Annotated in this window: 13 protein-coding genes; 7 read left to right on the top strand and 6 right to left on the bottom strand. The window is 71.6% G+C overall.

Going from position 1 to position 17,999, the window contains the following annotated elements; all coding sequences use genetic code 11:
• Nucleotides 1-247: 247 nt before the first annotated feature.
• Complete coding sequence (locus M8542_RS14090; RefSeq protein WP_257920570.1) at nt 248-3,007, bottom strand: AfsR/SARP family transcriptional regulator; 2,760 nt, start codon at nt 3,005-3,007, stop codon at nt 248-250.
• A gap of 290 nt (nt 3,008-3,297) precedes the next feature.
• Here M8542_RS14090 and M8542_RS14085 point away from each other — a divergent pair, with 290 nt between their 5' ends.
• From M8542_RS14085 to M8542_RS14075, 3 genes are all read left to right on the top strand, one after another.
• Entirely contained in the window at nt 3,298-3,999 is a 702-nt protein-coding gene (locus M8542_RS14085; protein ID WP_257920569.1) for a S1 family peptidase, read from the top strand.
• A gap of 69 nt (nt 4,000-4,068) precedes the next feature.
• The gene (locus M8542_RS14080) at nt 4,069-4,638 is read left to right on the top strand and encodes a TetR/AcrR family transcriptional regulator (protein WP_257920568.1); all 570 of its coding nucleotides are present in this window, start codon (nt 4,069-4,071) and stop codon (nt 4,636-4,638) included.
• 72 nt (nt 4,639-4,710) lie between these two features.
• Nucleotides 4,711-5,718: a medium chain dehydrogenase/reductase family protein gene (locus tag M8542_RS14075; RefSeq protein WP_257920567.1), complete on the top strand. Its 1,008-nt coding sequence runs from the start codon at nt 4,711-4,713 to the stop codon at nt 5,716-5,718.
• 51 nt (nt 5,719-5,769) lie between these two features.
• On the opposite strand, the gene argG is transcribed toward M8542_RS14075, so the two are convergent.
• The gene (argG, locus tag M8542_RS14070; protein ID WP_257920566.1) at nt 5,770-7,215 is read right to left on the bottom strand and encodes an argininosuccinate synthase; all 1,446 of its coding nucleotides are present in this window, start codon (nt 7,213-7,215) and stop codon (nt 5,770-5,772) included.
• 92 nt (nt 7,216-7,307) lie between these two features.
• Here argG and M8542_RS14065 point away from each other — a divergent pair, with 92 nt between their 5' ends.
• A complete protein-coding gene (locus M8542_RS14065) occupies nt 7,308-8,153 on the top strand; it encodes an aminoglycoside phosphotransferase family protein (protein WP_257920565.1) in 846 nt (281 codons plus the stop codon).
• Here M8542_RS14065 and M8542_RS14060 read toward each other — a convergent pair.
• From M8542_RS14060 to M8542_RS14050, 3 genes are read right to left on the bottom strand one after another with little or no spacing between them, the layout of a single operon-like run.
• Entirely contained in the window at nt 8,150-9,853 is a 1,704-nt protein-coding gene (locus M8542_RS14060) for a glycerol-3-phosphate dehydrogenase/oxidase (RefSeq protein ID WP_257920564.1), read from the bottom strand. The two genes, M8542_RS14065 and M8542_RS14060, sit on opposite strands and share 4 nt — an antisense overlap.
• 9 nt (nt 9,854-9,862) lie before the next feature.
• Entirely contained in the window at nt 9,863-11,380 is a 1,518-nt protein-coding gene (gene glpK, locus M8542_RS14055; RefSeq protein ID WP_257920563.1) for a glycerol kinase GlpK, read from the bottom strand.
• A gap of 15 nt (nt 11,381-11,395) precedes the next feature.
• On the bottom strand, nt 11,396-12,217 hold the full coding sequence (locus tag M8542_RS14050; protein ID WP_257920562.1) for an MIP/aquaporin family protein: 822 nt from the start codon (nt 12,215-12,217) through the stop codon (nt 11,396-11,398).
• A gap of 152 nt (nt 12,218-12,369) precedes the next feature.
• On the opposite strand from M8542_RS14050, the gene M8542_RS14045 reads away from it, so the two are divergent.
• Nucleotides 12,370-13,137, top strand: coding sequence for an IclR family transcriptional regulator (locus M8542_RS14045; protein ID WP_257920561.1), 768 nt, complete (start codon nt 12,370-12,372; stop codon nt 13,135-13,137).
• A 10-nt stretch (nt 13,138-13,147) separates the two neighbouring features.
• Entirely contained in the window at nt 13,148-15,097 is a 1,950-nt protein-coding gene (gene glpK / locus M8542_RS14040) for a glycerol kinase GlpK (protein WP_257920560.1), read from the top strand.
• Nucleotides 15,098-15,302: 205 nt separating this feature from the next.
• On the opposite strand, the gene M8542_RS14035 is transcribed toward glpK (M8542_RS14040), so the two are convergent.
• Nucleotides 15,303-16,082, bottom strand: coding sequence for a substrate-binding domain-containing protein (locus tag M8542_RS14035; RefSeq protein WP_257920559.1), 780 nt, complete (start codon nt 16,080-16,082; stop codon nt 15,303-15,305).
• 196 nt (nt 16,083-16,278) lie between these two features.
• On the opposite strand from M8542_RS14035, the gene M8542_RS14030 reads away from it, so the two are divergent.
• Nucleotides 16,279-17,718: a DUF1996 domain-containing protein gene (locus M8542_RS14030; protein ID WP_257920558.1), complete on the top strand. Its 1,440-nt coding sequence runs from the start codon at nt 16,279-16,281 to the stop codon at nt 17,716-17,718.
• The last annotated feature ends 281 nt before the right edge of the window (nt 17,719-17,999 follow it).

The raw sequence follows: 17,999 nt of genomic DNA, 5'->3' as shown, positions 1-17,999 counted from the left end.
GCACGCGAGTTCCGGCCCCAATCACGCCGATCCCGGCTTCCACCACGCGAGTCGCGAACCCGGCCACGCGGCTACCGGCGCCGACCACGCGCGCGTCGGGTTTCCCGTGATTGGAACCGGAAGTCGCGTGATTGCGGGCGGAACTCGCGTGATTGGGGCCGGATCTCGCGTGCCGGGGCACGGCGGCCGAGACCCGGTCGACCGAGCAGCCGGCTCAGCCGCCGATCTTCCCGCCCCGCGGCCGGGCTCAGCTTCGCGCGGCCGCCGACGGCGCTCGTCGCCGCTGGGCCTGCTCCAGCAGCTCCAGCCCGGTCGTCTCGCCCTGGCGGTTGCCGGTCTCGCGGAACACCCGCAACGCGCGGTCGCACACCCCGCGGGCCTGCACCGGTTCCCCGGCCGCCAGCAGGGTCTGCCCGATCCCCAGCAACGCGTACGCGCTGCACCGCTCGTCGTCCAGGTCCTCGAGGATGCTCAACGCCAACCGCAGGCACGTCAACGACTCCGGCAGCCGGCCGGTGTCCCGGTACAGCGTGCCGAGCTCCGTCAGCACCTTCGCCTCGCGGTGCGGGTCCTCGATCTCCCGCGCCAGCGCCCGCGCCCGGCCCAGCCATTCTTCCGCCGAAGCGAACTCCCCCAGCAACGCGTACGTCGTGCCGATCGAGTTGCGCATCTGGGCGACGCCGCTGCGGTCCTCCGCGCGCTCCAGACCCGCCAACGCGCGGCGGTAGCACTCGAGCGCGTCGCGAGGCCGGTCCCGCACGCGGGCCACCGTGCCCAGCCCCGCCACCGCGAGCGCCTCGCCGCGGACGTCGCCGAGGGCGGCGAACAGCTCCGCCGAGCGTTCGAAGTCGTGCACCGCCGCCGCGTATTCGTCGTGGTAGAGCCGGACCTGGCCGAGACCGCGCAGCAGGACCGCCGCCCCCGCGCGGTTGCCCGCCGCTTCCACCGCGGCCAGCGCCGTCAGGTGGCTGCGCCGCCAGTCGTCGTAGGCGCCGCGCAGGTCGTAGAACGGGACCGTCGCCGCCGTCAGCTGCCAGGCGAGCTCGTCGAGCCCCGCGTCCGCGGCGAGCTGGACCGCGGCGGCCAGGAGCTTGCGTTCCGCCGTGAACCAGTCCAGCGGCTCGGCCCCGAGCCGCGGTGCCGAGGCCACGCCCAGCGCCGGGCCGGTCATTGCGCCGAACGCCGGCGGCAGGTCCGACGCGGCCGCCTTCGCCAGTGCGAGCAGCACCGTCAGCACCCGGGAAAGCGTTTCCCGGCGCGAAGAAGCTGGCTCCGAAGACAGCAGTTCCGCCGCGTAGCACCGCAGCAGGTCGTGCAGCCGGTACCGCGGGTGACCGCCGGAATCCAGGCCCACCAGCGAAACCAGGTTCGCGTCGACGAGCACGTCGAGCACCTCGTGCGTGCCGTCGCGGTCGAGCAGCGCGTCGAGGACCCAGCTCGGGAAGTCCTGCGCGCCGAGCACCGCCGACCGGCAGAACGCCGTCCGCGCCGACGCCGGCAGCTGCCGCAGGCTCAGCTCGAAGCTCGGCCGGACGCCCAGGTCCCCGACGCGCAGCTCGGACAGCCGGCTCGACTCGTCGGCGAGCCGGTCGTGCAGGGTGCGCAGGCTCCACGCCTGCCGCCCGGCCAGCCGCGCGCCGGCGATCCGGATCGCCAGCGGCAGGTACCCGCAGCAGCGCACGATCGCCGCGGCCGCCGCGGGCTCGCCGACGACGCGGTCCGCGCCCGCGACCCCCGCGAGCAGCTCGGACGCTTCCCGCTCGCCGAACACCGTCAGCTCGACGTGCTTCGCGCCTTCCAGCTCGGGCAGCCGCCCGCGGGTCGTCACCAGCACCGCGCACCCCGCGTCGGCCGGGAGCAGCGGCCGGACCTGTGCCGCGGTCGCGGTGTCGTCGAGCACGAGCAGCATCCGGCGTCCGGCCAGCCGCGAGCGGAACAACGCCGCCCGCTGGCTCAGCCCGGCCGGGACGGTGTTCCCGGTGACGCCCAGGGCGTGCAGGAAGTCGGCGAGCACCTCAGCCGGGTCACGCGGTGTCCCGGTGCCGGCCAGGTCGACGTAGAGCTGGCCGTCGGGATAACGATCGGCCAGCCGGTGGGCCACGTGCATCGCCAGCGCCGTCTTGCCGGTGCCCGGCGCGCCGGTCAGCACGACCGGCGCCGGGCCGAGCGCGGTTTCCAGCTCACGCACGTAGTCCGCGCGGCCGGTGAAGTCGGGCAGGTCCGCCGGGAGCTGCCGCAGCGGCGAGGGCACCGCGGCCGGCGCGGGCTCCGGGATCGGCTCGCCGGCGAGGATCGCGGCCTGCAACGAACGCAGCTCAGGGCCTGGCTCGACACCGAGTTCGGTGACCAGCCGTTCCCGCGCGGTCGAGTACGCCTGCAGGGCCTCCGCGCGGCGGCCGGCGCCGGTCAGCGCGAGCAGGTACTGCTGCCAAAGCCGTTCGCGGTACGGGTGTTCGGCCAGCAGCACGGCGAGCTCGGCGATCGCGGGGTCGTGCCGGCCCAGCCGGACCTGCAGCGAAAGCCGTTCTTCGACGGCGGCCAAGCGGTTCTCGACGAGCCGGCCGAGCTCGGCGTCCCACGCGGGCGCGGTCGGCAGGTCCGCCAGGGGATCCCCGCGCCAGAGCGCCTCCGCTTCGGCGAGCAACGTCAGCGCGGTCTCGGGCGAGTCCGCTCGCCCGGCGTCGGCGACGAGCCGGGTGAACCGGTGCGCGTCGACGGCGGCGGGGTCGACGGCCAGGGAGTACCCCGGGCCGTGGGTGCGCAGGAGCGTGTCCGGCAGCAGCCGGCGCAGGCGCCACACGTAGGTCTGCAGGTTGGCGGTGGCCGACGTCGGTGGTTCGCGCGGCCAGATCGTCTCGACGAGCTGGCCGGGGGTGACGGTCCGGTTCGCGTTGAGCAGCAGGTGGGCCAGCAGCACCCGCTGCTTCGCCCCGCCGAGCGCCACCGGCCGGCCCTCGACCGTCACGGTCAGCGGCCCCAGCAGGTGAAACCGCACTTCAGACCCCATCGTGCACTCCGTTCCGGCGGCCGCCCCCAGGCGGTGAGAACCAAGCAGGCGGACTGTATCGGCGGTGAGACGCGGTTCGTCGGGGAATCGCCCACTTTCGAGACGCGCGGGCCGGCACTGTCACTCGGGTGGCCCCGCGACTGGGCCGGACAGCTCACGACGAAAGTCGCGTTCTGGATCAACCGACTATCGGCGGGTTTCGGAGATTCACCCACAGCGGTGACGGTGGGTGCGTCCTTCACCACTCGTCACCGCGCGGCCCCGGTCCGCGGCAGGAGGTTGATCCTAAAGTGCGTATCGCGCGAACCGGCATCGTCGTCTCCGGTGTGTTGTTCTCGGCGCTCGCGGCGGCGGCGCCGTCGATGGCCGCCCAGCCGGCGATCATCGACGGCAGCAACGCCGACTCGCTCCACTCCGCCGCCCGGATGTTCGCCGGCGGCCAGGAGATCTGCTCGGCGACGATCATCGCGCCGGACTGGATCCTCACCGCCCGGCACTGCACGCAGGGTGCCGACGGCCAGCCGATCAGCTTCCACGTCGGCGACCTCGACCAGACCAAGGGCACCACGGTCAACGCGACCTCGGTGCACGAGGCGCCGGACGCCGACATCTCGCTGGTGCAGATCGACCAGCAGGTCCAGACCGACTACGCGCCGTTGGGCAGCGAGGGTGACGTCAAGGTCGGCGACCAGGCCGAGGTCTACGGCTGGGGTGCGACCTGCACCGACAAGCCCGAGATCGAGTGCCAGTCCCAGCTGCTCAAGGTGGCCAAGGTCAGCGTCACCTCGGTCGACTGCCCGGACGGCGCCGCGGGCGTGTCGGTCTGCGCGAACCGCGGCGACGGCATCACCGCGGGCGGCGACTCGGGCGGCCCGATGTACGCGAACGGCAAGCAGGTCGGCGTGGCGTCGACGAGCGACCGCCAGTCGTACACGGCCTACATCAACATCACGAAGTACCGCGACTGGATCTCCCAGACCGCGGGCGTCTGAGCCTCACGAGCAGCCCCCGGGAGACCGGGGGCTTGCCTCGCCGACGCGAGTGAGTGTACAGTCACTCACATGACGAAGCGCGGTGCCACTCTCTCCACCTCCGACGCGCGGCGGGACGTCGTGGTCGACGCGGCCATCGCCGAGTTCGCCCGCGGCGGCTACCACAGCACGCCGATCAGCTCGGTCGCGACCAAGGCCGACATCTCCCCCGCCTACGTCTTCAAGTTGTTCCCCAGCAAGGTCTCCCTCTTCGTCGCCGCGCTCGACCGCTGCTACGAGCTCGTCGCCCACGCGCTCTCGAACGGCGCCGCCCGCGCCGACGGCCAAGACCCCGAGAAGATCCTCTACGAAATGGGCGGCGCGTACGCCGAACTGATCGCCGACCGGAACCTGCTCATGCTGCAGGTGCACGCCCAGTCGGCCGCCGACACGCCCGAGATCGCCGACGCCGTGCGCCGCGGCCTGGCGAAGGTCACCGAGCTGGCCCGGCAGCGGTCCGGCGCCCCCGACGACCAGGTGCAGCGCTTCATCGCCTACGGCCAGCTCTGCCACCTCATCGCCACCCTCGACCTCGACGACCACACCGGCGAATGGGCCGCCGTGCTCTCGGCCGGCATCCGCCACCCCGGCAAGAACTGACCCACCCCGGCAAGTCCCCTTAGCAGGCCCGTCGAGTGATTGACCAATCACTCACACTCGGAAGGAACCACCATGACCGTCACCGAAATCGTCCTCCCCGGCCTCGTCGAACCGGACGGCCTGCGCGTCGAGCACCGCGACATCCCGCGGCCGGGCGCCGGCGAAGCCCTGGTCCGCGTCGAGGCGAGCGGCGTCTCCTTCGCCGAGCAGCAGATGCGGCGCGGGAAGTACTACGACCAGCCGCCGTTCCCGTTCGTGCCCGGGTACGACGTCGTCGGCACGGTCCTCGAAGCCGAAGACGCCGCCCTGATCGGCCGCCGCGTCGCGGCCATGACCAAGATCGGCGGCTGGCGCAGCCACGTCGTCGTGCCCGCCGCCGACCTCGTGCCGGTCCCCGACGGACTGGACGCGGCCGAGGCCGAGACGTTCGTCGTCAACGGCATCACGGCCTACCAGATGCTGCACCGGATCGCGAAGGTGCGAACCGGCGGCACGATTCTGGTCCACGGCGCGAGCGGCGGCGTCGGCACCACGCTCGTCCAGCTCGCCCGGGCGGCCGGGATCCGCGTGCTCGGCACCGCCTCGGCCCGCAACCAGGACGTCGTGACCGCGCTCGGCGCCACCGCGCTGGACTACCGCGGCGACGTCCCGGCCCAGGTGCGCGAGCTGGCGCCCGGTGGTGTCGATGCCGTCTTCGACCACGTCGGCGGGCCCGGCATCGTCGACTCATTCCGGCTGCTCGCCCCCGGCGGCACGCTGGTCGCCTACGGCAGCGCGGCCACCAAGAACGACCCGGGCAACTCGCGGCTGCCGGTGCTGAAGCTCATCCTCCGGCTGCTGTGGTGGAACGCGCTGCCGAACCGGCGCCGGACGCACTTCTACAACGTCTGGGGCGGCAAGCGGAACCTCACCCGCTTCCGCGCACGGCTCACCGAGGACCTCGGCAAGGTGTTCGCCTTGGCGGCACAGGGAAAGCTCCAGCCTCAGGTGGCCGCGCGGATCCCGTTGACCGAAGCCGCGAAGGCGTTGGCGCTGGCCGAGTCCGGGACGGTCACCGGCAAGGTCGTGCTCGTCCCCTGAACACACCGAAGGCCGCACTTTCACGTGAAAGTGCGGCCTTCGGAAAGTGTGTCAGTCGGTGCCGGACTCCATCGCGGCGCTGTCGAGCAGCTCGACGTCGTCGGCGCGGCCGCGCGAGGCGATCACCTCGGCGCCGCCCTCCGGCATCGCGCCGATCAGGCCGGTCGACGCCGCCTGCGCCGCGCCGATCAGCTTCGGGTTCGAGCCGCCGACCATGCCGAGACTCGCGTACTGCTCCAGCTTCGCGCGCGAGTCGGCGATGTCGAGGTTGCGCATGGTGAGCTGGCCGATCCGGTCCACCGGGCCGAACGCCGAGTCCTCGGTGCGCTCCATCGACAGCTTGTCGGGGTGGTAGCTGAACGCCGGGCCGGTCGTGTCGAGGATCGAGTAGTCCTCGCCGCGACGCAGCCGCAGCGTCACCTCGCCGGTGATCGCGGTGCCGACCCAGCGCTGCAGCGACTCGCGCAGCATCATCGCCTGGGGGTCCAGCCAGCGGCCTTCGTACATCAGGCGACCGAGGCGGCGGCCCTCGTTGTGGTAGCTGGCGAGGGTGTCCTCGTTGTGGATCGCGTTGACCAGCCGCTCGTAGGCGGCGTGCAGCAGCGCCATGCCCGGGGCCTCGTAGATGCCGCGGCTCTTGGCTTCGATGATCCGGTTCTCGATCTGGTCGGACATGCCGAGGCCGTGCCGGCCGCCGATGGCGTTGGCCTCCAGGACGAGGTCGACCGAGGTGCCGAACTCCTTGCCGTTGATGGTCACCGGCCGGCCCTGCTCGAAGCCGATCGTGACGTCCTCGGCCGGGATTTCGACCTCGGGGTCCCAGAACGCCACGCCCATGATCGGCTTGACGATCTCGATGCCGGTGTCGAGGTGCTCCAGGGACTTCGCCTCGTGCGTGGCGCCCCAGATGTTCGCGTCGGTGGAGTAGGCCTTCTCGGTGCTGTCGCGGTAGGGCAGGTCGTGGGCCAGCAGCCACTCCGACATCTCCTTGCGGCCGCCGAGCTCGGTGACGAAGTCCGCGTCGAGCCACGGCTTGTAGATCCGCAGGGAGGGGTTGGCCAGCAGGCCGTAGCGGTAGAACCGCTCGATGTCGTTGCCCTTGTAGGTGGAGCCGTCGCCCCAGATCTGGACGTCGTCCTCGAGCATGGCGCGCACCAGCAGGGTGCCGGTGACCGCGCGGCCGAGCGGAGTGGTGTTGAAGTAGCTGCGGCCGCCGGTGCGGATGTGGAAGGCGCCGCAGGTCAGCGCGGCGAGCCCCTCTTCGACGAGGGCTTCCCGGCAGTCGACCAGCCGCGCGATCTCCGCGCCGTACTGGTTGGCCCGGCCGGGCACCGACGCGATGTCGGGCTCGTCGTACTGGCCGATGTCGGCGGTGTAGGTGCAGGGCACCGCGCCCTTGTCGCGCATCCACGCGACCGCTACGGAAGTGTCGAGGCCACCGGAGAAGGCGATGCCGACACGCTCGCCGACGGGCAGGGAAGTGAGCACCTTGGACATGCGAATGATTATGCACGGCTATGCATCGTCGTGCAATCCGGGGGTGCCCGGGCTCACGAAAACCGCGTTGACGTGCGTGGTTCGGTGATCACATGCCCGTCACCGACACCGCGCTCGTCCGGCGGCTGCTGCGCGGCCAGTTCCCGGCGTGGGCGGACCGGCCGGTCACGCCCCTTGCTTCCGGCGGCACGGTCAACGACGTGTTCCGCCTGGGCGACGACCTGACGGTCCGGCTGCCCCGCAGTGCCGAAGACGTCGTGCAGGAGCGCCGGATCCTGAACGCGCTCAGCGGGTTGCCGATGGCGATCCCGGTCGTCGCGGCGGTGGGCGAACCAGCCGAGGGGTATCCGTGGCCGTGGGCGGTGCACGGCTGGCTCGACGGCGAACCCGCGCTCGAAGGCCGGGACGCGCCGGCCCGCGAACTGGCGGAGTTCGTCACCGCGCTTCGCGCGAACACCGCGGACGGCCCGCCCGCCTACCGCGGCAAGCCGGTGGCGACCGTCGACCGGGCCGCCCGCGGGGCGATCGACGAACTGAGCCGCACCGACGAGCCGTTCGACGCTGCGGCCGCGTCGGCGCTGTGGGCGTCGGCGCTGGCCGCTCCACAGTGGACCGGACCGCCGTGCTGGGTCCACTCGGACCTGATGCCGAGCAACCTCCTGCTGCACGACGGCCGCCTGACCGGCGTGCTCGACTGGGCGACCGCGGGCCTCGGCGACCCGGCGTGCGACCTGATCCCCGCGTGGAACCTGCTGACCGCGGCCACCCGCCCGGCCTTCCGCGACGCCCTCGACGTGGACGACGCGACCTGGGCGCGCGGCCGCGGCTGGGCGCTGGCGATGGCCGTGATCCAGCTGCCGTACTACCGGCACACCAACCCGGTAATCTCCGCCAACGCCCGTCACGTGCTCACGCAGCTGGGCTGCCGCCCCGCCTAGCTCGGCAGCAGCGCCGGGGCCGCCAGCCGCGTCGCGTTCGCGGCCTCGTCGTCCGGTGCCTCCTGGGCCGAGCGCTCCGCGTCCACCCGCGCCAGGTAGTTCGCCACCTCCCGCTCGGTCCGGTGCGGGTCCCAGCCCAGCAGCGGCGCCATCAGCGAAGCCACCACCGGCGCGGCTGCCACGCCGCGGTCGCGCTCCTCGATCGAGATGCGCGTCCGCCGCGTCAGCACGTCCTCCAGGTGCAGCGCGCCTTCGTGCGAAACCGCGTACACCGCTTCGACCCGCAGGTACTCCGACGTCTCCGTGATCGGCGAGGCCAGCGAAGGGTCCTGTTCGATCAGCGAGACGAGGTTCCAGATCCGCGTCCCGTACCGCTGCAGCAGGTGCTCGACGCGCGGCAGCGGCAGCCCGGTCCGGGACGCGAGCGCGAACCGGTCCGCCCACAGTTCGTGGTAGCCCTCGGCGCCGGCGATCGGGAGCCGGTCGGTCCACGACGGCGGCGCCGGGCGGCCGAGCTCCTCGACCACGACGTCGACCGTGTCCGCGGCCATCACCCGGTACGTCGTGTACTTGCCGCCCGCGACGATCACCAGGCCCGGCACCGGGTGCGCCACCGCGTGCTCCCGCGACAGCTTCGTCGTCGCGGCCGCCTTCGCCGCCAGCAGCGGCCGGAGTCCCGCGTAGACGCCCTCGATGTCGTCGTGCGTCACCGGGGTCCGGAGCACCTTGTTGAGGTGCTCCAGCACGTAGTCGACGTCCGCGCGGCTCGCCGCCGGGTGCTCGCGGTCGAGGTCCCACTCGGTGTCGGTGGTGCCCACGATCCAGTGCCGGCCCCACGGGATCACGAACAGCACGCTCTTCTCGGTGCGCAGGATCAGCCCGGTGTCGAGGTCGATCTTCTCCCGCGGCACCACCAGGTGGATGCCCTTCGACGCGCGGACGGTGAACGGCGCGGGGATCCCCGCCTGCTCCGCCATGTCGTCGCTCCACACACCGGTGGCCGCCACGACCGTGCGGGCCCGCACCTCGAACTCGATGCCGCTCTCGCGGTCCAGGACCCGGGCGCCGACGACCCGCTCCCCTTCGCGCAGCAGCGACGTCACGCGGGCCCGGGTGAGCACCGAGGCACCCTGCTCGGCCGCCGTCCGCGCGATCGTCATCGTGTGGCGGGCGTCGTCGACCTGGGCGTCGTAGTACTGGATCGCGCCGATCAATGCGTCGTCGGCCAGGCCGGGCGCGGCCTTGAACGCGCCGCGCTTGGACAGGTGCCGGTGCCTCGGCAGCGCCCGCGCCCCGCCGAGGGTGTCGTAGAGCGTGACACCGGCGCCGATGTACCCCCGCTCCCACACCCGGTGCTGCAACGGCACCAGGAACTTCACCGGCCGCACCAGGTGCGGGGCCAGCTTCTGCAGCAGCAGCCCGCGCTCCTTCAGGGCTTCGCGCACCAGCTTGAAGTCCAGCTGCTCCAGGTAGCGCAGGCCGCCGTGGATCAGCTTCGACGACCGGCTGGACGTGCCGGCGGCGAAGTCGCGGGCCTCGACCAGCGCGGTCGAGAGCCCCCGCGACGCGGCGTCGAGCGCGACGCCGGCGCCGGTCACTCCCCCGCCGACGACCAGCACGTCGACCTCTTCACCAGCGAGCTTGCGCAGGGTCTCGGCGCGGTACTGCGGCGATAGTGCGGTCACGGTGTTCCTCCTCATTTCAGGCCCTCACTCCACGTCGACCCAGTCGAGCGTGCGGCCGACGGCCTTCTGCCAGCCGGCGTAGCCCTCGGCGCGCTGCTCGTCCGTCCACGTCGGCGCCCAGCGCTTGTCTTCGTTCCAGTTCTGTTCGAGCTCGTCGGTCGAGCGCCAGAACCCGACGGCCAGCCCGGCCGCGTAGGCGGCGCCGAGCGCGGTGGTCTCGGCGACGACCGGCTTCGAGACCGGCACGCCGAGGATGTCCGCCTGCAGCTGCATGCACAGCTCGTTGGCGGTGACGCCACCGTCCACACGCAACACGTCCAGGGTCACGCCCGAGTCGTTCTGCATGGCCTCCACGACGTCGCGGGTCTGGTAGCAGATGGCTTCCAGAGTGGCCCGCGCGATGTGCGCGTTGGTCGTGGCGCGGGTGAGCCCGACGATCGCGCCGCGGGCGTCGGAGCGCCAGTACGGCGCGAACAGGCCGGAGAACGCCGGGACGAAGTAGACGCCGCCGTTGTCCTCGACCTGGCGGGCCAGGCTTTCGCTCTGCGCCGCGCCGCTGATGATGCCGAGCTGGTCGCGCAGCCACTGCACCGCGGACCCCGTGACGGCGATCGAGCCCTCCAGCGCGTACACCGGCTTCTGGTCGCCGAACTGGTAGCACAACGTCGTGAGCAGGCCGTGCTTCGAGCGGACCAGCTCGTGGCCGGTGTTGAGCAGCAGGAAGTTGCCGGTGCCGTAGGTGTTCTTGGCCTCGCCGGGCCGGAAGCAGACCTGGCCGACGGTCGCGGCCTGCTGGTCACCGAGCACGCCGGTCAGCGCGACCTCGCCGCCGAGCGGGCCGTCCGCGCGGGTGGTGCCGAAGAAGCCGGGGTTCGACGACGGCCGGATCGCCGGCAGCATCTGCTTCGGGACATTGAAGAACGACAGCAGCTCGTCGTCCCAGTCGAGGGTCTCGAGGTCCATCAGCATGGTGCGCGAGGCGTTGGTCGGGTCGGTGACGTGCACGCCGCCGTCCGGGCCGCCGGTGAGGTTCCAGATGAGCCACGAGTCAGTCGTGCCGAAGAGCGCGTCGCCCTTCTCGGCGTCTTCGCGGACGCCGTCGACGTTTTCGAGGATCCACTGCAGCTTGCCGCCGGAGAAGTATGTCGCGGGCGGCAGGCCGGCCTTGCGGCGGATGACGTCGCCCTTGCCCTCGCGCTCCAGCGCGGAGGCGATCCGGTCGGTGCGGGTGTCCTGCCAGACGATCGCGTTGTAGTACGGGCGCCCGGTGCGGCGGTTCCACACGACGGTGGTCTCGCGCTGGTTGGTGATGCCGAGCGCGGCCAGGTCGGCGTGCGTCAGGTTGGCCTTGTTGAGCGCCGTGGCGATCACCGAGCGGGTGCGTTCCCAGATCTCGGTGGCGTCGTGCTCGACCCAGCCGGGCTTCGGCAGGATCTGCTCGTGCTCGAGCTGGTGGCGGGCGATCTCGTTGCCGCCGTGGTCGAAGATCATGAAGCGGGTGCTGGTGGTGCCTTGGTCAACCGCGCCGACGTAGTCAGGCATGGGGGTGCTCCTCACTCAGTTGGCGGGCTCGAGGTCCTTGGCGGGCATGGCGTCCAGCGGCTCACCCGCGGGCAGGTGGCGCTCGATCAGGTACTTGTAGATGCCGCCGCCGATCACCGCGCCGATCACCGGTGCCACGATCGGGATCCACCAGTAGGGGAAGCCGTACTGGTCCGACCACGCCGTGTCGTAGCCGGTCAGCCAGGACGCCAGCCGCGGGCCGAAGTCGCGGGCCGGGTTGATCGCGTAGCCGGCGTCGGTGCCCCAGGCCATGCCGATCGCGACGACCAGGAAACCGATGACGAGCGGGGCCAGGTTGGCGCCCGGCGAGGTGTTGCGGAGGTCGGTGATGGCGAAGATCACCAGGACGAGGATCGCGGTGCCGATGATCTGGTCGCGGAAGGCGCCCCAGTCACCCACCGGGAGCGTGCCGTTACCCGGCAGGGTGGAGAACACGCCCTGGGTCTTGATCGTGAGGCCGGGGTCCTTGGCGTTGAGCACCTCGGTGTAGTTCCAGCGCACGAGCAGCGCGGCGAGGAACGCGCCGGCCGTCTGGGCCAGGGCGTAGGGGGCGACCTTGCGCCATTCGAAGCCCTTGAAGACCGCGAGCGCGACGGTGACCGCGGGGTTCAGGTGCGCGCCGCTGATCCGCGAAGCGACGTAGACACCGAGCGTGACGCCGAACCCCCAGGCCCAGGCGATGCTGTCGTGGTCCCCGATGCCCGCGGCGACGACCTGCGCCACCACCCCGCACCCGAACAGGATGAGGATCATCGTCCCCACGAACTCGGCGGCCAGCTCGCCGACGAGTCCGCGGGCCTTGAGGTTTCGCACCATTGCTTCCTCCACAAAGGACCGTTCATTCCCCCTGATGGTGGAAAGTTAAGTTCGGGTTGCGGAGGGGTCAACGGACACCGGTCGGCATTGTCGAACGACCGAAGTGGATGTTCGACATTGTCGAATCAGGGCCGGTCGGCTAGGGTCGCGCCGTGCCCGGTCCGATCCAGTCCATCGAGCGCGCCGCCGCGATCTTGCGGTTGCTCGCGCGCGGCTCGGGCCGTCTGGGCGTCGGCGAGATCGCGGAGTCGTTGGAGCTGGCCAAGGGCACCGCGCACGGGATCCTGCGCACGCTGCAGGGCGTCGGGTTCGTCGAACAGGACCGCGACACGGGCAAGTACCAGCTCGGCGCGGCGCTGCTGCACCTGGGCACGAGCTACCTCGACGTCAACGAGCTGCGGTCCCGGGCGATCAACTGGGCCGACGCGCTGGCCGCGCGCAGCGGCGAGGCGGTCCGGATCGGCGCGCCGCTGGAGGGCCGGGTGCTGGTGGTGCACCACGTGTTCCGCCCGGACGACAGCCTGCAGACCCTCGACGTCGGCACGCTGCTGCCGCTGCACGCGAGCGCGCTCGGCAAAGTGCTGCTGGCCTACGACACGACTCTCGTGGCATCGTTGCGCACCGGCGAACCCGAGGCCTACACCCGCCGGACCCTGGTCACCCAGACCGCGATCAAGCGCGCCTGCGGGAAGGTGCGCGAGGCCGGCTGGGCCGTCGAAAACGGGGAAATGATCTCCGGCGAAGCGGGGATCGCGGCCCCGATCCGCGGCCACGGCGGCATCGTGGTGGGCGCGATCGGGGTGTCCGGCGCCGCGGAGCGCGTCTGCGAGCCGGACGGCAGCCCGAGCCCGCGGCTGCTGGGCCACGTCCGCGACGCGGCCCGCGCGGTGTCGCGCGACCTGGGTGCGTCCCGATGGTGAAGGGAGGACCATGGTCCAGCGGTACGTGATGTCCATCGACCAGGGCACCACCTCCACCCGGTGCATCCTGTTCGACGCCCGCGGCCGGCTCGTGTCCGTCGTCCAGCGCGAACACCAGCAGCACTTCCCGCGGCCCGGCTGGGTCGAGCACGACGCCGTCGAGATCTGGCGGAACCTCTCCCGGATCGTGCCGCAGGCCCTGGCCGACGCCGGGGCCACCGCCGACCAGGTCGTCGGGCTCGGGATCGCCAACCAGCGCGAGACCACCGTCCTGTGGGACCGGCACACCGGCAACCCGATCGGGCGCGCGATCGTCTGGCAGGACACCCGCACCGACGCCGTGCTCGAACAGCTCGCCCGCGAGCCGGGCGCCGACCGCGTGCGGCAGCTGTGCGGCCTGCCGCTGGCGACGTACTTCTCCGCGCCGCGCGTGCGCTGGCTGTTCGAACGCACCCCCGGCCTGCGTGAGCGCGCCGAGCGCGGCGACGTGCTCTTCGGCACCATGGAGAGCTGGCTGATCTGGAACCTCACCGGCGGCGCCGAGGGCGGCGTGCACGTCACCGACGTCACCAACGCCTCGCGCACCATGCTGATGAACCTGCGCACGCTGTCGTGGGACGACGAGCTGCTCGACTTCTTCGACGTCCCGCGCGCGATGCTGCCGGAGATCCGCTCGTCGACGGAGGTGTACGGGACGACGTCGCGGGTGGTGCCCGGCATCCGCATCGCGGCGGCCCTCGGTGACCAGCAGGCGGCGCTGTTCGGCCAGACGTGCTTCGCGCCCGGGGAGGCGAAGTGCACGTACGGCACCGGCAGCTTCCTGCTGCTCAACACGGGCTCCACGCCGGTGCTGTCGACCCACGGCATGCTCACCACCGTCGGGTTCAAGATCGGCGACGAGCCGGCGGTGTACGCCCTCGAAGGCTCGATCGCCGTCACCGGGTCGCTGGTGCAGTGGTTCCGCGACGGCCTCGAGCTGATCGGCAGCGCCCCCGAGATCGAGACGCTGGCGAGGACGGTCGAGGACAACGGCGGCTGCTACATCGTCCCGGCGTTCTCGGGGTTGTTCGCGCCGCACTGGCACAGCGAAGCACGCGGCGTGATCGCCGGGCTGACGTCGTACATCACCAAGGGGCACCTGGCCCGGGCGGTGCTGGAAGCGACGGGCTGGCAGACGCGCGAGGTCGTCGACGCGATGAACGCGGACTCCGGCCTGGCCCTGAAGACGTTGAAGGTCGACGGCGGGATGACCGCGGACAACCTGCTGATGCAGTTCGTCGCGGACGTCCTCGACGTGCCGGTGGTGCGCCCGATGGTGGCGGAGACGGTGTCACTCGGCGCGGCTTACGCGGCCGGGCTGTCGGTGGGGTACTGGCCGGACCTGGAGGGGTTGCGGCGCAACTGGCACCGGGCCGGCCAGTGGCTGCCGTCGATGGACCCGGCCCGCCGTGACTCCGAGTACGGGCACTGGCGCCAGGCGGTGGAGCTGACGTTCGGCTGGATGCGCCCGGGCCCGGCGGCGGTCGCGCCGGGGTCGGACCTGGTCGAGGTGCTGCTGGCCGACCACCGCCGGTTCGAGCAGCTCCTGCGCGACCTGCGCAACACGGAGGCGGACCGCCCGGCCCTGGTGGCAGAGCTGGCAGCCCTGCTGACGGCCCACGCAACGGCGACCGAGCGCATCGTCCGCCCCGACTCCCCCGGCTCCCCCTTCGCTGACGAGCTCTTGGCGGTCCTGGAGGCCGAGGACTTCGAGAAGGCGTTGCTGCGCTTGGAGAGCGTGGTGGACGCCCACGTCCGCACGGAGGAACGCGGCCTGCTCAACGACCTGCGCCGCACGATGTCCACATCGGACCGGACCGGCCTGGGCCGGGCGTTCGTGGCCGAGCGCCGCCGCCAGCTGGAGCGCGGTTGCGGCGAACCGGACCACATCCGCGAACTCGGCGACCGGCTGCGCCTCTGAGCGGTCACAACCGCGTCGGCCGGCTGCTCTCCCGCACCACCAGCTGAACCTCCACCGCCCCACCAGCCGGCGGGACCACACCGTCGATGTGCGCGGCCAGCGCCGCCAGTGTCCGGCGGCCCGCCGCCAGCTGCTCAGCTGGCGCGAGGCTGCCACAAACCGGACCACATCCGCGAACTCCGCGACCGGCTGCGCGACTAAGCGGTCACAACCGCGTCGGCCGGCTGCTCTCCCGCACCACCAGCTGAACCTCCACCGCCCCACGAGCCGGCGGGACCACACCGTCGATGTGCGCGGCCAGCGCCGCCAGCGTCCGGCGGCCCGCCGCCACGAAGTCCTGGCGGACCGTCGTCAGCGGTGGGGCGAAGTACGCCGCCTCGGGGATGTCGTCGAAGCCCACCACGTGGGCGTCCCGGGGGACTCGCATGCCCGCCTCCGCGAAGGCCGCCAGCAGGCCCAGTGCCATCTGGTCGTTGGCCGCGAACACCGCGCACACCCCCGATTCCACCGCCAGGGACTGCCCGGCGCGGTAGCCGGAACGGGCCGACCAGTCGCCGCGGACCACCGGGGGGACCACCGCGCCGTGGCGTTCGAGCGTTTCGCGCCAACCGTGCTCGCGGGCGCGGGCGATCGGGCCCTCCTCCGGGCCGCCGAGGTGCCAGACCGTCGGGTGGCCGATCTCCAGCAGGTGCTCGGTCGCCCGCCGGGCGCCTTCGCGCTGGTCCGCCGAGGCCGCCGCGACGACGGGAACACCCGTGGCGGGCAGTTCCGCGACGAGGCGCGGGTCGAGCACGACGAGACCCGCCATCCCCGGCGCCACCGGCACCGCGGCGCGACGGCCCGGCACGCTGAACACCGTCACGGCGTACCCGAGTTCCCGGGCCGCCGCGCGGAGGCCGTGCAACACCGGGCCCGATGCCTCGGTTCCGGTGGTGAGGACACCCAACGTGCCCGGGCGGAGTGGACCTGCGTCGTCGGCGGTCATGCGGTGGATGTTAACGATCACACGACCGGACGTGAACTTTCTTCATCTTCCATAAATAACGAAACGGTAACGCGCTGAACCGGCTCGATTTCGCGGCCGTGCCTGCCAGTGCCGGAACCAGCCCCCGGGTTCCGCGCGTCCCCGACCGGGCACACGGCTTTCTTCGTCGTGCCCGGACAACCGAAGAAGGTGACCCATGCCCCGGAAAACTCCTCCCGCCACGGGCAGACATCGCATCACCCGCCGCACCAAGATCGCGACCGGCGGTCTCGCCCTCGCGCTCGCGGTCGGCGGCATCGTCGTCGCGACCACGGCCGGGCGCACCGGCGAGGCGAGCGCCGACCCCGCCGACGCGTCGTTCTTCCTCGACATCGCGAAGGTGCCGGCCGGTGTTAACGTGAACAAGGCGCTCCAGCAGAAGGGCGCACGCGGCACGTTCACCGTGGACTGCGGGCGCAACGAGAACCAGCACTTCAACCCGGACAACTTCATCGCCCAGCCGGGGATCAAGAACGGCGCCCAGCACCTGCACGACTACGTCGGCAACCTCTCGACGAACGCCGACTCGAACAACAAGAGCCTGGCCAAGGCCGGGACCACCTGCAAGAACGGCGACAAGTCCGCCTACTTCTGGCCGGTCGTGCGCATCGACACCGGCGAAGAGGACGAGAACCCGCCGGCCACGCAACCCGACCGCGCCGGCAGCGCGAAGGACAAGGCGAGCGCCCAGGTCGACTGCCCGGACGTCGCGAGCAAGCTCCCCGACGTCCCGGACCAGGCGATGGACGAGGTGAACCGCAACCTCGACCTGCTCGACCAGCAGATCGACGAGGCGAACGCGCGGATCGCGAAGGGCGATCTGAAGACGCCGCAGGACATCCAGAACGCGGTCGTCGGCCCGCTCAAGGACAAGCGCGCCGCGACGATCGACCGGATCGCCATCGCGATCGGCCGCCGGGCGGCCAAGCCGACGAACCTCGGCGGGCTCGCCGCGTGCGTGCTCAAGCAGAACGGCCAGGGCGGCCTCGACAACGGCGGCCAGAACAGCACCGGGCAGCCGGCCGAGCTGCCGGGCGTCAACGACCAGAACGAAGTGGCCGGCAACGACGGCGAGATCCAGCGCGTCCGCTCGGCGACGATCACGTTCACCAGCGGCGGCGCGAACAAGGTCGTCGCGATGCCGCAGTTCCTTCGCATCCTCTACGGCGACGCCAAGCAGAGCACCAACGGCCCGGCCAACGCCCGGCCCAGCTGGACGTGCACCGGCTTCGAAGACCGGCTCACCGACCACTACCCGATCTGCCCCGCCAACAGCAGGGTGGAGCGGATCCACGCGTTCCCGAACTGCTGGGACGGCAAGAACATCGACAGCGCCAACCACCGCACGCACATCGTGTTCGCCGACCAGCAGGGCAAGTGCCCGCAGGGGTTCAAGAACGTGCCGCAGCTGGTGATCAAGCTGGTCTACGACATCCCCCACGACATCCAGGTCAAGGGCCAGTACAAAGTGGACGCGTTCCCCCAGGAGAGCCACAACCCGCGTTCGGACCACGACGACTTCGCGAACGTCATGGGCCAGCGGCTGATGAACCAGGCGGTCAACTGCATCAACCGCGGCAAACGCTGTTCCCAGTGACCGACGAGGGCCGCGCCTCGGCGCGGCCCTCCTGATGCCCCTCCAATCACGTGTGATGCCCCTCTGATCACACCTGATGCCTTTCCAAACACGAGCGAACCCGTCACCGGTGTGATCGAGCCCGGGACTCGCGTGATCCGAAGCGGAACTCGCGTGATCAGAGGGGGATCTCGTGTGATTGGAGGGGCATCTCGCGTGTTTGGAAGGGCATCACGCGTGATTGGGGAGGCATCACGGTGGGGGCCACCTCGGGAGTTGCTGCCCGAGGTGGCCTTCACGCG

Source organism: Amycolatopsis iheyensis (genome assembly GCF_024703995.1).
Taxonomy (GTDB): domain Bacteria; phylum Actinomycetota; class Actinomycetes; order Mycobacteriales; family Pseudonocardiaceae; genus Amycolatopsis; species Amycolatopsis iheyensis.
The sequence above is the reverse complement of the archived record's forward strand: the minus strand, read 5'-3'. Positions and strand labels throughout refer to the sequence as shown.

Bases quoted from the DNA above. Each gene is read 5' to 3' on its own strand.
- M8542_RS14090 (WP_257920570.1), bottom strand. From the start codon at position 3,007: ATGGGGTCTGAAGTGCGGTTTCACCTGCTGGGGCCGCTGACCGTGACG.
- M8542_RS14080 (WP_257920568.1), top strand. From the start codon at position 4,069: ATGACGAAGCGCGGTGCCACTCTCTCCACCTCCGACGCGCGGCGGGAC.
- M8542_RS14075 (WP_257920567.1), top strand. From the start codon at position 4,711: ATGACCGTCACCGAAATCGTCCTCCCCGGCCTCGTCGAACCGGACGGC.
- argG (WP_257920566.1), bottom strand. From the start codon at position 7,215: ATGTCCAAGGTGCTCACTTCCCTGCCCGTCGGCGAGCGTGTCGGCATC.
- M8542_RS14065 (WP_257920565.1), top strand. From the start codon at position 7,308: ATGCCCGTCACCGACACCGCGCTCGTCCGGCGGCTGCTGCGCGGCCAG.
- M8542_RS14060 (WP_257920564.1), bottom strand. From the start codon at position 9,853: ATGAGGAGGAACACCGTGACCGCACTATCGCCGCAGTACCGCGCCGAG.
- glpK (WP_257920563.1), bottom strand. From the start codon at position 11,380: ATGCCTGACTACGTCGGCGCGGTTGACCAAGGCACCACCAGCACCCGC.
- M8542_RS14050 (WP_257920562.1), bottom strand. From the start codon at position 12,217: ATGGTGCGAAACCTCAAGGCCCGCGGACTCGTCGGCGAGCTGGCCGCC.
- glpK (WP_257920560.1), top strand. From the start codon at position 13,148: ATGGTCCAGCGGTACGTGATGTCCATCGACCAGGGCACCACCTCCACC.
- M8542_RS14035 (WP_257920559.1), bottom strand. From the start codon at position 16,082: ATGACCGCCGACGACGCAGGTCCACTCCGCCCGGGCACGTTGGGTGTC.
- M8542_RS14030 (WP_257920558.1), top strand. From the start codon at position 16,279: ATGCCCCGGAAAACTCCTCCCGCCACGGGCAGACATCGCATCACCCGC.